The sequence below is a fragment of the Micromonospora sp. ATLC20 genome (assembly GCF_057196585.1).
This window is the reverse complement of record NZ_JBXUOV010000162.1, coordinates 1-13,216: the sequence shown is the minus strand read 5'-3', so window position 1 is coordinate 13,216 and position 13,216 is coordinate 1. Positions and strand designations below refer to the sequence as shown.

The following is a 13,216-nucleotide window of genomic DNA, read 5'->3' as shown; positions in this document are numbered from 1 at the left end:
GTCGCCGACCGGCGGCGCCCACCGCGCGCCGGCCAGCTGCGGCCAGCGCCGCGCGTACGCCGCGTTCAGCCGGCCGTGCCAGCCGTCCGGGGCCAGCCGCAGCATCTGATCCGGACGTACGCCGGCCAGCTCGCACGCCTCCGGATCCCAGTCCAGGCGCCGCAGGTCGAGCAGCCCGGTGCCGGAGGCCAGCGAGATGGACATCGGCGCCTCGTCGAGCAGCGTGCCGAGCGCGTACTCGGTGAGCCCGGTGAAGCGGGCGGCCCCGTCGGCGCGCTCGCGCAGCCAGGGCAGCCGCACCGACCAGTAGCAGCGGTGCCACCACGTGCCGGTACGCCGGTGGAAGTCGTCCGGGTCGGCCGGCCCGGTCGCACCGGGAAGCGGCTCCGGCCGGGTGTCCAGCCAGGTCAGCACCGGCCCCGACGGTGTACCGTCGGCGGCCAGCGGCAGCACCGAGTGCCACTGCGCGGAGGTCGCCACGAGGTCGACGTCCCGCAGGTGCCCACCGGCGGCCAGCTCGTCCACGCACTCGATCAGGCACGCCAGGTAGGCCGGGCCGTCGAGCGTCCCGCTGCCGTCGTCGCCGGTGACCAGGGGCACCCGCCGCCGGGCCAGCGCGCCCGGGCGCGGCACCGCGTCCGCGTCGAGCACCAGGCCGCGCACCGAGGAGGTGCCCAGGTCCAGAGCGAGAATGTCCATCGCCGGTCAACCTACCCGGCGGGACCGGCGGCCACGCCAAGATCCGTACCCGGTGCCGCGCGATCGGGTTCCCCGGCTCCCGCCGGTCGCGTACAGTGACCGTCATGCCCGCGCACCTGTCCTGCTGGTGGCCCGCCGACCCGGCGGCCCATCCCCGCGCGTAGCTTCCCCACGCGGCCGCCCGACGAGGCGGCCGCCGGTCTCTCCCGGCATCCCGGGTCGCCTTCACCGGCGGCCACCGGCCCACCGAGGAGACCCGATGACCCGCCCGTCCGACCCGCTCGCCGCCGTCGCCGCCGGCCGCGACCCCGGCCCGTTCGCGCTCGTCCGCCGCGAGGGCACCGACCACGTCGACCTGTTCACCGGCCCGGTACGCACCGCCGGCCTGCTCGCCGACCTGCCGCTGCCCGAGCACGGCGCCGGTCCGCACACGCTGGCCCTGGTGCCGTTCCGGCAGGTCACCGAACGCGGATTCGAGTGCGTCGACGACGGGTTGCCGCTGGAGTTCCTGACGGTGCAGGAGCACCGGCGGATACCGCTGGCCGACCTGCTCGACGACCTGCCCGACGCCGAGGTACGCACCCGCGACGCCGGCTTCGACATCGCCGACGACGAGTACGCGGCGATCGTGGAACGCGTGCTTGCCGACGAGATCGGCCGGGGCGAGGGCGCGAACTTCGTCATCCACCGCACCATGCGCGCCACGGTGCAGGGCGACCCGCTGGCGGCGGGCCTGGCCGCGCTGCGCCGGCTGCTGCTGCGCGAGCGGGGCGCGTACTGGACGTTCCTGGTGCACACCGGCACCCGGATCCTGGTCGGCGCCAGCCCCGAGCGGCACGTCAGCGTCGCCGACGGACTGGTCGAGATGAACCCGATCAGCGGCACCTTCCGGCACCGGGGCGAGACCGTCGATCGGGCTGAGCTGCTGCGCTTCCTGCACGAGGAGAAGGAGGTGGAGGAGTTGTACATGGTGCTGGACGAGGAGCTGAAGATGATGGCGGTGGTCGCCGAGCGCGGCGGCCAGGTGGTCGGGCCGTACCTGAAGGAGATGGCGCACCTGGCGCACACCGAGTACCTGCTGGCCGGGCGCTGCTCCCGGGACGTGCGCGACGTGCTGCGGGAGACCATGTTCGCGCCGACCGTCACCGGCAGCCCGATGGAGAACGCCTGCCGGGTGATCGCCCGGCACGAGCGCGCCGGCCGGCGCTACTACGCCGGGGTGCTCGCGCTGCTGGGCCGCGACGAGCAGGGCCGGCAGACGCTGGACGCGCCGATCCTGATCCGTACCGCCGAGATCTCACCCGAGGGCGCGCTGCGCGTGCCGGTCGGCGCCACGCTGGTCCGGCACTCCACCACCGCCGGGGAGGTCGCCGAGACGCACACCAAGGCCGCCGGGGTGCTTGCCGCGCTCGGCCTCGGCCCGGACGCGCCGCACTCGGCCACCGAACCGGCTGTCCGGTACGCCGACGACCCCGAGGTACGCGCCGCGCTGGCCGCCCGCAACGCCCCGCTGGCCCGGTTCTGGCTGGAGCAGCGGGAACCGGGGGCGCTCGCGCTACGAGGGCTGGCCGGGCGCCGGGCGCTGATCGTCGACGGCGAGGACACGTTCACCGGCATGCTGGCCCACCAGCTCGGCGCGCTGGGCCTGGCGGTGACCCGGCGGGACTGGCCGGACCCGGGGCCGCTGGACGGCTACGACCTGGTGGTGGTCGGCCCCGGCCCGGGTGACCCGCGGGACGCGACCGCGCCGAAGATGGTGGCGCTGCGTGCGCTGCTGACCGAGCTGCTCGCGTCCGGCCGGCCGACGCTCGCGGTGTGCCTGGGCCACCAGTTGCTCGCCGGGCTGCTGGGCCTGCCGCTGCACCGCCGGGACGCGCCGTACCAGGGGTTGCCGCAGGACGTGCCGGTGTTCGGGACGACGCGGCGGGTCGGGTTCTACGCCAGCTTCACCGCCCGCGCCGCCGCCGACCGGGTCGCCGGACCGTACGGCCCGGTCGAGGTGTCCCGGGATCCGGCCGACGGCGCGGTGCACGCGCTGCGCGGCGCGGGCTTCGCCGGGGTGCAGTTCCACCCGGAGTCGGTGCTGAGCCAGGACGGCACGCGGGTCCTGGCGGACCTGCTCGGGCACCTGCTCGACCGGCCGGCGCTGAGCGCGCATGGAGCGGCCGATCGCGGGTAGGGCACTGGCGACCGGTGGTCCGGGCGGGTTCGAGAGCCCCCGCCCGGCCACCGGTCGCCAGTCGGGTCAGCCGGCCATGCCCCGCTTCAGCGCGGCGCCCATGAGCACGGCCCGCTTGGCGGTCAGCGCGGTGGCGGCCAGTGCCACGTGGTCCGGGGCGACCTCGCCGTTGTTGCTGGTGTGCGAGGCGCCGTACGGGTTGCCGGCGACGAACTGGCTCGGGTCGGTGTAGCCGGGGGTCACCACGATGCCGCCCCAGTGGTAGAAGACCGTGTACAGCGACAGCAGCGTCGCCTCCTGGCCGCCGTGCGACGTGGCGGTCGAGGTGAACCCGCTGTAGACCTTGTCGGCGAGCGCGCCGGCCGCCCAGAGCGGGCCGGTGGTGTCGATGAACTGCTTGAGCTGGGCGGCGATCATGCCGTACCGGGTCGGCGAACCCATGATGATCACGTCGGCCCAGGACAGGTCGTCCGGCTGCGCCTCCATCACGTCCTGGGTCTCCAGCCGGTGCGCCTGCCAGCCGGAGTTGGAGCGGATCGCCTCGTCGGGCGCCAGCTCACGTACCTTGCGCAGACGCACCTCGGCGCCGGCCTCCCCCGCCGCCTCGACAGCCGCCTGCGCCATCTGGTAGGTGATGCCGGTCGCGCTGTAATAGATCACCGCGACCTTGACCTGGCCATCCATCAGACGTTCCCTCCTCGTTTCGGGTCAGCTCCGGCGACTACCCGTTACTTGTTCCGTCAAACTCCGGGCGTGGCATGCTCTCCAGGTGGAGATCCGCACCGCCACGCCCGCCGACTGGCCGCTCATCTGGCCGTTCCTGCGCGAGATCGTCGCGGCCGGCGAGACGTACACCTGGCCCCGCGACGTCACGGAGGAGCAGGCCCGCAGGCTCTGGATGCCGCCGGCGCCGGCGCGGACGGTGGTCGCGGCGGCGCCGGACGGCGCGGTGCTCGGCTCGGCCAAGCTGGCGCCGAACCAGGGCGGTCCCGGCGACCACGTGGCGAACGCCTCGTTCATGGTCGCCCCGGCCGCCGCCGGGCGCGGCGTCGGCCGGGCGCTGGCGGCGTACGTGCTCGACGCGGCCCGGGCCGACGGCTACCGGGCCATGCAGTTCAACGCCGTGGTGGCGACGAACACCCGGGCCGTCGAGCTGTGGCGGTCGCTGGGCTTCGAGGTGATCGGCCGGGTGCCGGAGGGCTTCCGGCACCCCACCCGGGGGTACGTCGATCTGCTGGTCATGCACCGGCGCCTGGACTGAGCGTGGCTCAAGATTTGCGCAAGTTCCGCCGGCAATCGCTGTCCCGGTCCAGCTCACACGGGATGCTGATCGGACCGGCGCCGGCCGCAGCGGCCGCCCCCGCGCCGGGAACCTGAACGGGGGATCGCGCTGATGTCGGCAGCGCCGCCGGCGCAGCGCGATCAGGGGCCGCACTGTCGTACCCCGGGCCTACGCTGACGCCCGTGACCGTACGCCTCAACCGCGCCGAGGCGCTCGCGCTACGCATGACCGGCCTGCTGTTGCGCCCGCACCCCGCCGCCCGCCCGCGGGGCGTCGCCGACGTGGTCGAGTGGTTCGGCGCCATGCAGGCGCAGGACGCGGCGAGCGGGTTGTGGTCGCTCGGCGTACGCCTTCCCGGCGCCACCCAGGACGACGTCCGCGCGGCGCTGGAGCGACGCGAGGCCCTGCGCACCTGGCCGATGCGCGGCACCGTGCATCTGGTCCCGGCACGCGACGCGCGGTGGATGCTGGACCTGACCGGGGTGCGGACGCTGGCCGGCATCGCCGGGCGGTGGCGGCAGCTCGGGCTGACCGTCGCCGACGGCGAACGGGCCGGCGAGGTGCTGGGTGCGGCGCTGGCCGGCGGTGGCCGGCTCTCCCGCGCCGCGTGCGTGGCGGCGCTGCGCGCCGCCGGGCTGGCCACCGACGGTCAGCGCGGCTACCACCTGCTCTGGTACGCCAGCCAGCGCGGCGTCACCTGCATCGCGCCGCACGTCGGCACCGAGCAGACGTTCGCCCTGCTCGACGAGTGGGCGCCCGAACCGCGCCGCCCGGAGCGCGACGAGGCGCTGGCGCTGCTGGCGCACCGCTACGTGCGCGGCCACGGCCCGGTGAGCCGGCACGAGCTGGCGCGGTGGACCGGCCTGACCGTCACCGACGCGACCCGGGCCATCACGCTGGCCGGTGACCTGCTCGCCCCGGTCGAGGTCGACGGCGAGCCCGTGGTGGTCGACGCCGCGCTGCTCGACGCGCCCCGCGCGCCGGTCGACGACCTGCACACGCTGCCCGGCTTCGACGAATACCTGCTCGGCTTCAAGGACCGCTCGCTGATGCTCGACCCGGCGCACGCCGCCGCTGTGGTCCCCGGCAACAACGGGGTGTTCCGGTCGACTGTGGTGCGGGGCGGGCGCGTGGCCGGCACCTGGACGCGGACGATCGGCGCGAAGGCGGTCACGGTGAAGGTGCAGCAGCTCGTGCCGTTCGACGCCGCGCTGCGCTCCCGGGTCGACGCCGCCCTGACCGCGTACGCCCGCTTCCTGGGCCTGGAGCTGCGCCACTCCTGGTGAGCGGAGGGCTCCCGCCGTACCTCTCCTCTTCTTCTCTGGTGCTGCGCGGCTTCTCTCTTGCTCCCCCGCGCCCGTGTCGGGTGGAACGCCATGGGTGTCAAAACCGCGCCGAGGCACCCATGGCGTTCCACTCACCGGTTCGGCCGGGCGGCGAGGGAAGGGAGAGCAGAGCGTGGCAAGGCCGAAGGGCCGGCGGCGTGCACCACCGGCCCTTCGCACGCATCCAGGGATCAGTCGGCGAGCGCTCCGGCCGACCGGCCCTCGTGCAGCGTCAGGTTGCGGCCGCTGCCCGGGTCGAACAGGTGGATCTTCTCCAGGTTGAACCAGACCCGGCGCGACTCGCCCTCGCGTACCGGCGACTCCGCCGACAGCCGGGTGACCAGGTTCGACCCGGCGCCGGCGAAGTCCGCGGCACCCGTGTCGGCGGCCAGCTCCTCCAGCTCGGCGGCGGTGGCCCGCTCCCCCTCGACGGTGAAGTAGACGTACTTGTCCGAGCCCATCGACTCGACGATGTCCACAGGCGCCTCGAACTCCATGCCCCGGCGACGGGTCTCGTCGTCGATCAGCGCCGCGTCCTCGAAGTGCTCCGGGCGGATGCCCAGGATCAGCTCGCGGGGCGCGTCGCCGCCTTCCAGCTCGCGGCGGATCCGGTCGCCGACCGGCACGTCACCGAGCGCGGTCCGCAGCCGGCCGTCCTCCACGACGGCGTGCACGAAGTTCATCGAGGGCGAGCCGATGAAACCGGCGACGAACAGGTTGCGCGGGTGGTCGTACAGCTCCTGCGGCGGCCCGACCTGCTGCACCGCGCCGCCCCGCATGATGACCACCCGATCGCCGAGCGTCATCGCCTCGGTCTGGTCGTGGGTGACGTAGACGGTGGTGGTGCCGAGCTGCTTCTGCAGCCGCGACACCACGGTGCGCATCTGCACCCGCAGCTTGGCGTCCAGGTTCGACAGCGGCTCGTCCATCAGGAACGCCTTGGGCTGGCGGACGATCGCCCGGCCCATCGCCACCCGCTGCCGCTGGCCGCCGGACAGGTTGGCCGGCTTGCGGTCCAGCAGCGCGGTCAGCTCCAGCACCTTCGCCGCCTCGTCGACCTTCTGGTTGATGGTCTCCTTGTCCATCTTCGCCAGCCGCAGCGGGAACGCCATGTTCTCCCGCACCGTCATGTTCGGGTAGAGCGCGTACGACTGGAAGACCATCGCGATGTCGCGGTCCCGGGGTGCCTTGTCGTTGACCCGCTCGCCGCCGATGCGCAGCTCGCCGGAGCTGATGTCCTCCAGCCCGGCGATCATGTTGAGCGTGGTGGACTTCCCGCAGCCGGACGGGCCGACCAGGATGACGAACTCGCCGTCGGCGATCTCCAGGTCGACGTCCTGTACGGCGGTGGTCCCGTCCGGGAACCGCTTGCTCACCTTGTCCAGCACGATGTCGGCCATTGCTACCACCTATCCCTTGACTGCGCCGGAGGTCAGACCGGAGACGATGCGGCGCTGGAAGAAGAGCACGAACAGGATGATCGGCACGGTGATCACCACGGCGGCGGCGCAGATCGCCCCGGTGGGGTCCTCGAACTGCGACTCACCGGTGAAGAACTGCAGCGCCACCGGGACCGTGCGGGACCGCTCGGTCGAGGTGAGCGTGATCGCGAACAGGAAGTCGTTCCAGCAGAAGATGAAGACGAGGATGGCCGTGGTGAACACGCCGGGCGCGGCCAGCGGCGCGATCACCCGCCGGAACGCCTGCCCCTGGGTGGCGCCGTCCATCTTCGCCGCCTTCTCCAGGTCCCACGGGATCTGCTTGAAGAACGCCGACAGCGTGTAGATCGCCAGCGGCAGCGCGAACGTGATGTACGGCAGGATCAGTCCGGGCCAGGTGTCGAACAGCCCGAGCTGCCGCTCGATCTCGAACAGCGGCGACACCAGCGACACCTGCGGGAACATCGCGATCAGCAGGGAGACGCCGACCAGCAGCTTCTTGCCGGGGAAGTCGAGCCGGGAGATCGCGTACGCGGCCATCGTCCCGAGCACCACGGCGATCGCGGTGGCGATCAGCGCGATGCCGATGGAGTTGACCAGGGCGCGGACGAACTGGTCGGTGTCGAAGATGGTCCGGTAGTTGTCCAGCGTCCACTCGCGCGGCCAGAACTTGCCGTCGGTGAGCGTGGCCGGGGTCTTGAACGACAGCGAGGCGATCCAGAGCACGGGGACCAGCGCGAAGACGACGACCACGACGTCCAGCAGGCCCCAGCGCACCTTCGCCCGCGTGGTGGTTTCCACTGCCATGTCAGCGCCTCTCCCCATCGTCGCTGCCCGGGGCAGCGGTGCCGAACAGCTTCACGAACACGAAGGCGATGATCGCCACGGTGATGAAGATCAGCACCGACATCGTGGAGCCGATGCCGAGGTTCAGGCCCCGGATCAGGTTGTTGTAGGCGAGCATCGACACCGACGACGTCTCGTTGCCGCCGTTGGTGAGCACGAAGATGTTGTCGAAGACCCGGAACGCGTCGAGCGTGCGGAACAGCAGCGCGACCAGGATGGCCGGCTTCATCACCGGCAGCATCACCTTGGTGAACCGCTGCCAGGCCGTCGCGCCGTCGGTGGAGGCCGCCTTGAGCAGGTCCTCCGGCACCAGCGCCAGCCCGGCCATGAGCAGCAGCGCCATGAACGGGGTGGTCTTCCAGATCTCCGCCAGCATGATGATCGCCAGCGAGCTGGCCCGCTCGGTGAGCGGGGCGCTGCCGTCGAACAGGTTCGCCAGGTAGCCGGTGCCGGGCGTCCAGGCGTACCGCCAGGAGAACGCGGCGACCACAGTGACGATGCCGTACGGGATCAGCGCGGCGGTGCGGACGATGCCGCGGCCGACGAGCGTCCGGTGCATGATCAGCGCCAGGCCCATGCCGAGCACCAGCTCGACCGCGACGGTGACCACGGTGATCAGCGCGGTCACCCCGAACGCGGTCCACCAGAAGTCGTTCGTCAGCACGGTGACGTAGTTCTCCAGGCCGACGAACTGCCGCTCGTCGGGGAAGCGCAGGTCGAAGCGCTGCAGTGACAGCCAGACCGAGTACAGGATCGGGTACGCGGTGACCAGCACCATGACCAGCGCGGCCGGCGCGCACAGCAGCAGGCCGAGGCGCCGCTCGGCGCGCTTGTTGTCACTCAGCGGGGCGCGGGAGCCGCGCCGGGACCGCTGTTCCGGTACGGCGGCGTGCCGTCCGCCGGGCTGCTCAGCATCGGCCTCGGCGGCGGCCTGCGCGCCGGCCGGGGTGGCGTTCACGCTCATGGCAGAACCCCCTTGGACTCCAGCGCGTCGGAGATCGCCTTGCGCAGCTCGTCGGCGGTCTGCTCGGGCCGGATCGCCGACGGCGGCGACAGGATCGCCGACATCACCGTGGAGATGCTCTGGTAGGCAGGGGTCAGCGGGCGCACCGCCGGCTCCTTCAGCTCCTCCAGGATGGTCTCCTTCATCGGGTACGCCTCGGTCATCTCCGGGTCGTCGTAGACGGCCTCGATGGTCGGCGGCACACCGTCGTTGACGGCGGAGAACTTCTGGTTCTCGGCGTTGCGCAGGCAGCGTGCCACCTCGAACGCCTCCTCCGGGTGCTTCGAGTACGTGCTGACCGCCAGGTTGACCCCGCCGATGGTGACCTTGCTGGGGGTGCCCGGGTCGATGCCCGGCACCCGGGCCCACTTGACGTTCTTCGCCAGGTCGGGGTTGGCCTCCTGGAGCGCCGGATAGACGAACGGCCAGTTCACCTGGAACGCGCCCTTGCCGGACTGGAACTCCAGCCGCACCGGGTCCTCCAGCGCGTTGCTGAACGACGGCGAGGTCACGCCCGACGTGGCGAACTTCTGGAGCTGGTCGAGCGCGCGGACCGCGCCGGCGTCCATCTCCGCCTTCTTGCCGTCGTCGCTGAGGATCTTGCCGCCGGCGCTCTCGGCGAGCGTGTTGTAGAGCACCACCAGGCCCTCGTACTGGGCGCCCATGGTCAGCACCTGGTACGGCTTACCCTGCTCCTTGAGCTGCTGGGCGGCCGAGATCATCTCGTCCCAGGTCTTCGGCGGCTGCGACACCAGGTCGGACCGGTACCAGAGCAGCTGCACGTTGGTGTTCTTGGGCGCGGCGTAGAGCTTGTCCTCGTACCGGGCGGTGTCCAGCGGGCCGGCCAGCGTGCCCTGCTCGACCTCGGCCTTGTCCTGGCCGGTCCACTCCCGGATCCACTTCGCGCTGGCGAACTCCTGGGTCCACGTGACGTCCAGGCCGAGCACGTCCATCCCGCTGTCCTGCGCGGCGAGCCGCCGCACCATCTGCACCCGCTGCTCGTCGGCCTCGCGCGGCAGCACCCGGTAGTCGATCCGGTACCGCCCCTGTGCCTGCGTGTTGCAGGTGTCGACGACCTTCTGCAGGTTCTGCTCCGGCGGGTAGTACAGGTTGATCGTGGGGACGCCGCCGTCGCCGCCGGATCCGCAGGCGGCCAGCGGGGCCACCAACGCCAGCGCGGCGGCTGCCGCCGCCGCGCGTCCGGCCGGCCGCCGTGCGGCCGTGTCGGGGACTGTCGTCATCACCCTCCCCCTCTCATCGGCGAAGAACCGGGGGGTGACCCGTGCCCCGGCGCACGGCGAGACGACCGGGGCATCGGCCCGATCGCCCGACGCCCCGGGCGTGTCGTGCGGCTGAACGTGCCCGACCTGCGACGGAGCGAAACATCACGGACATGTGACGGCGCCCGCGCGCCGCTCACCACCAGCGTTTTACGCGTTGTACGCTCTCCCTTGCTGGAACGCGAGTACGCGTGGACCGACGCCGGCAAGGTGAGCGCCGCCCGCCACGACGTCTCTGAGCTGCGAACGGATCGGGAAGGTCGACAGCTACGGGATCCTGGCCGTTCGGCCGGCCACTCCCGATGAGGTCAAGCAGTGGATGGAGGGAACGCGATGAGCGCTGACCGCGATCCGCGGACGATGAGCCGTGAGGAGTTGGTGGCCTACTTCGACCGGGGCGGCGACATCTCGGAGCTCCTGAGGGAAGCGACCCGGGGACCTGATCTCGGACCCGCGCCTGCGCCGGAGAACGTGCCGATGGTGGTGACCGGCGTCAGACTTCCCTCGACGATCGTCCGGCGGCTCGACGAACTGGCCGGCAACGACAAGGGCGGGCGTTCCGGTCTGATCCGCAGGGCGATCGACGAATACCTGGCTCGGCACACCGGCGAGGCGGCCTGACGGCCGTCCCACTCAGTGAGCAGGGAGGCTACCCAGCGTCAGCCGGCTCGACTAGCGTTTCCCTAGCTCCGTAGCCGGCGCGTCGCCGTCGACGCCGATGCGCCTCCGGCCGTCCCCCATCGCCCGCCCGATCGGTTGGTTCTGACGGGAAGTGCCGTGCGCGCGTTCCCCGGTTGGGCAGGATTCCCCCCGAGGAGGTGCCGTCGTGCAGGACACCCGCGCTCTCGCCCTGACGTTCGAGGTGAGCGGCCTGCCCCCGGTCAAGACCGAGGCCCTGTCCATCTTCGCCGCCGGGCACCGGCAGGCGACGAGGGTCCGCACCCTGCTCCAGGCCGCCTGCACGGCGGCCCAGCGCACCGGGTGGACCCCGCTGACCGGTCCGGTCGAGGTGGACCTGACCCTGCGCTGTCCCCCCGGGCACCGCACCTCCGACGCCAGCACGCTGCTGGGCGGCGTGTGCGCGGTGCTCCAGGACAAGAAGCGGGTCTCCTCCATCGGTCTCGCCCACCTCGGGGTGCTGGTCGACGTCGCGCTCTGGTCCGACGACCGGCAGATCCGCCGGCTGTCGTACGTCGAGGAGCCGGCGGAGGAGTTCTCGTATCTGGTCCGGGTGTCGGCCGTACCGACGATGGTTTGACCGACGTCCGCGGTGGGGTACCGCGGACGCCGACGAAGGGAGTGCCGATGTCGGAGCCACATGTCACGCTCGACCCGAGCGGGCTCGATCCGGTGCAGCAGAAGCTGCGCGGCCCGCTGGAGGATCAGCTGACGTCGGCCCTGCAGGCGGCCGCCGACCGGGTCCGCGCCGGCTACGCCGGCGAGCCGGTGGAGGACGTCTGCCGTCGGTTGCTCGACGAGACCCGCTCCGGCCTGCACCCGGACATCGCGGCCGGCTTCCAGCCGGACATGGACGAGTTCTGCCGGGTGGCGGTGGCGATCGTGCGGGGCGAGCTGACCTGAGCCCCGGGCTACCCCGGAATTGAGTACGCGTACCGATGGCGGGTCCGCCCGGGGCGGCGAGAATTCTCCCCGTGCGAACTCGAATCATGATCGTTCTTGCCGTGCTCGGACTGACCGGGCTGATGGCGACCACCGGTTGCTCCCTGCGGCAGAGCATCTGCGGCAGCGACGAGTACCCGGTGATCGCGGTCGGTCCGCAGGGCGGTAGTTCCTGCGTGCCGGACGGCCAGGAGCCGTCCCCGCCGTACGTGCGCTACCCGGAGGGCAAGGTGCCGAAGTACGTCGACGACGAGTGGGACGTCTACTGGCGCACCCACGGCATCGACGAGGACAACAGGGTCATCGACCGCTGACGCGGGCCCGCGTCAGCTTCGCCGAACGTCGACCGAGACGACGTGCGTGCCGTCCGGGCGGTCGGCCTCCCCCAGCCGCACCGGTAGCCGGCCGCCGTCGGGCGGTCGCAGGCCGAGCCCGAAGCTGAGGTGGCCCTCGTAGTCGCCGGCCACCGCCCATCCGCGCAGCGTCGGGAAGCGGATCGCCGCCGGTGGCAGGTCCGCCGTCCCGCCGCCGCGGGCGTCGTGCGCCTGGGCCGGGTCGAACCGCACCGACAGGTACGCGGTGCCGGGCAGCGTGACCGGTGCCCCGCGGCCCTCGGTCACCACCTGCGGCACGTAGGCGACCTCGTAGGACGGTGTGGGTCCGCGGAAGGCGAACGTGATCCGGCTGAACCCCTCCACCGGGTGGTCGCCGACGTCGATCGCCACCAGGACGGGCAGCGGTTCCCCGGGCGGCGGGGCGACCGGCACCCGTACCCGATGGGCCACCCGGACCGGGCCGCCGGGCACCGCCCAGCCCCAGGTGGCGTGCCATGACCCGGCGACCGGCTCGGCCTCGGTGGGCACCGGCGGGGTGGGCGTGGCCTCCGGCGTCCCGGTGGCGGCCGGCGCGGACGCCGCCGCGACCGTCGGGGTGGGCGCCGTGGACGCGCCGTCGTGGCCGGTCGCCGTGCAGGCCGCCGCGAGCAGCACGACCAGGCCGGCGAGCAGCGGTACGCGCTGAGGAGTCATGACTCAGTGTCGCTCCGTGACCGGCTCACGCACCAGAGGCGTCCCACCCGGAATCCGCCAGGCAGCAAATGGTGCCGGACGGGTCAGGACCGGGTCCGCAACTCCCCGGTCCTGACCCCGGCCGTCCGGTTCGGTAGCGGTCTGCGCCACAGGAACCCGGCAGGCGTGGCACGACGCCTTCCGCCGGGCTCCGCGCGGCGAGCCGGTATGCCCGCACTCAGCTCCACGGTGCTCTTACCACCGGACTCCGGTGCGCCCCCGTCTCACCCCGACGAGCCGTGGGCGCCGGCTCAGGTTAGGCGCGTCCGCGCAGGCCGGACAAGCGATGACCGGCGACCGCGCTTGTGATTGATGTCTATGCCGAATTGCGGCATGTCGGCGTAACGGGGTCAGCCGGTTTCGCGCTGTTCGACTTCGAGACGCGGACTGCGCCCGGCCTGCCGCGGCGGCACGGTCCGGGCCGCGACGGCCCCGGCGACGAGCGCCAGCGCGGCCACGTGCAGCGCCCGTACGCC

14 protein-coding genes are annotated in these 13,216 nt (G+C 72.5%); 7 read left to right on the top strand and 7 right to left on the bottom strand.

The window, feature by feature from the left end; translation table 11 throughout:
- On the bottom strand, positions 1–699 hold a 699-nt coding region (locus AC2CHG_RS25100; protein WP_484525705.1), incomplete at its 3' end, for an FGGY family carbohydrate kinase.
- Between the two features lie 259 nt (positions 700–958).
- On the opposite strand from AC2CHG_RS25100, the gene AC2CHG_RS25095 reads away from it, so the two are divergent.
- Positions 959–2,878: a chorismate-binding protein gene (locus AC2CHG_RS25095; RefSeq protein ID WP_484525704.1), complete on the top strand. Its 1,920-nt coding sequence runs from the start codon at positions 959–961 to the stop codon at positions 2,876–2,878.
- A gap of 66 nt (positions 2,879–2,944) precedes the next feature.
- On the opposite strand, the gene wrbA is transcribed toward AC2CHG_RS25095, so the two are convergent.
- The gene (wrbA, locus tag AC2CHG_RS25090) at positions 2,945–3,562 is read right to left on the bottom strand and encodes an NAD(P)H:quinone oxidoreductase (protein WP_120569050.1); all 618 of its coding nucleotides are present in this window, start codon (positions 3,560–3,562) and stop codon (positions 2,945–2,947) included.
- A gap of 85 nt (positions 3,563–3,647) precedes the next feature.
- On the opposite strand from wrbA, the gene AC2CHG_RS25085 reads away from it, so the two are divergent.
- Positions 3,648–4,139 (top strand): GNAT family N-acetyltransferase, encoded by a 492-nt coding sequence (locus AC2CHG_RS25085; RefSeq protein ID WP_262014313.1) that lies wholly within the window; start codon positions 3,648–3,650, stop codon positions 4,137–4,139.
- 203 nt (positions 4,140–4,342) lie between these two features.
- On the top strand, positions 4,343–5,446 hold the full coding sequence (locus tag AC2CHG_RS25080) for a winged helix DNA-binding domain-containing protein (RefSeq protein ID WP_484525703.1): 1,104 nt from the start codon (positions 4,343–4,345) through the stop codon (positions 5,444–5,446).
- A 230-nt stretch (positions 5,447–5,676) separates the two neighbouring features.
- Here AC2CHG_RS25080 and AC2CHG_RS25075 read toward each other — a convergent pair whose 3' ends face one another.
- Genes AC2CHG_RS25075 through AC2CHG_RS25060 form a run of 4 tightly spaced genes read right to left on the bottom strand, consistent with a single transcriptional unit; the run spans position 5,677 to position 10,014 of the window.
- On the bottom strand, positions 5,677–6,885 hold the full coding sequence (locus AC2CHG_RS25075; RefSeq protein WP_262014315.1) for an ABC transporter ATP-binding protein: 1,209 nt from the start codon (positions 6,883–6,885) through the stop codon (positions 5,677–5,679).
- A gap of 9 nt (positions 6,886–6,894) precedes the next feature.
- On the bottom strand, positions 6,895–7,731 hold the full coding sequence (locus tag AC2CHG_RS25070; RefSeq protein WP_135241062.1) for a carbohydrate ABC transporter permease: 837 nt from the start codon (positions 7,729–7,731) through the stop codon (positions 6,895–6,897).
- A 1-nt stretch (position 7,732) separates the two neighbouring features.
- Entirely contained in the window at positions 7,733–8,734 is a 1,002-nt protein-coding gene (locus AC2CHG_RS25065) for a carbohydrate ABC transporter permease (protein ID WP_262014316.1), read from the bottom strand.
- The gene (locus AC2CHG_RS25060) at positions 8,731–10,014 is read right to left on the bottom strand and encodes an ABC transporter substrate-binding protein (protein WP_355509754.1); all 1,284 of its coding nucleotides are present in this window, start codon (positions 10,012–10,014) and stop codon (positions 8,731–8,733) included. The genes AC2CHG_RS25065 and AC2CHG_RS25060 overlap by 4 nt, the downstream gene beginning before the upstream one ends.
- A gap of 372 nt (positions 10,015–10,386) precedes the next feature.
- Here AC2CHG_RS25060 and AC2CHG_RS25055 point away from each other — a divergent pair, with 372 nt between their 5' ends.
- The 4 genes from AC2CHG_RS25055 (at position 10,387) to AC2CHG_RS25040 (ending at position 11,987) form a co-directional block, all read left to right on the top strand.
- Complete coding sequence (locus AC2CHG_RS25055; RefSeq protein ID WP_357211472.1) at positions 10,387–10,674, top strand: ribbon-helix-helix protein, CopG family; 288 nt, start codon at positions 10,387–10,389, stop codon at positions 10,672–10,674.
- A 205-nt stretch (positions 10,675–10,879) separates the two neighbouring features.
- Positions 10,880–11,311 (top strand): RusA family crossover junction endodeoxyribonuclease, encoded by a 432-nt coding sequence (locus AC2CHG_RS25050; protein WP_135241065.1) that lies wholly within the window; start codon positions 10,880–10,882, stop codon positions 11,309–11,311.
- 47 nt (positions 11,312–11,358) lie between these two features.
- Positions 11,359–11,634 carry a hypothetical protein gene (locus AC2CHG_RS25045; protein ID WP_013287312.1) on the top strand — a complete coding sequence of 92 codons (276 nt, stop codon included), beginning with the start codon at positions 11,359–11,361 and terminating at the stop codon, positions 11,632–11,634.
- A 71-nt stretch (positions 11,635–11,705) separates the two neighbouring features.
- The gene (locus tag AC2CHG_RS25040; protein WP_262014320.1) at positions 11,706–11,987 is read left to right on the top strand and encodes an SCO0607 family lipoprotein; all 282 of its coding nucleotides are present in this window, start codon (positions 11,706–11,708) and stop codon (positions 11,985–11,987) included.
- A gap of 12 nt (positions 11,988–11,999) precedes the next feature.
- Here AC2CHG_RS25040 and AC2CHG_RS25035 read toward each other — a convergent pair whose 3' ends face one another.
- A complete protein-coding gene (locus tag AC2CHG_RS25035; protein WP_355509747.1) occupies positions 12,000–12,701 on the bottom strand; it encodes an AMIN-like domain-containing (lipo)protein in 702 nt (233 codons plus the stop codon).
- Between the last annotated feature and the right edge of the window lie 515 nt (positions 12,702–13,216).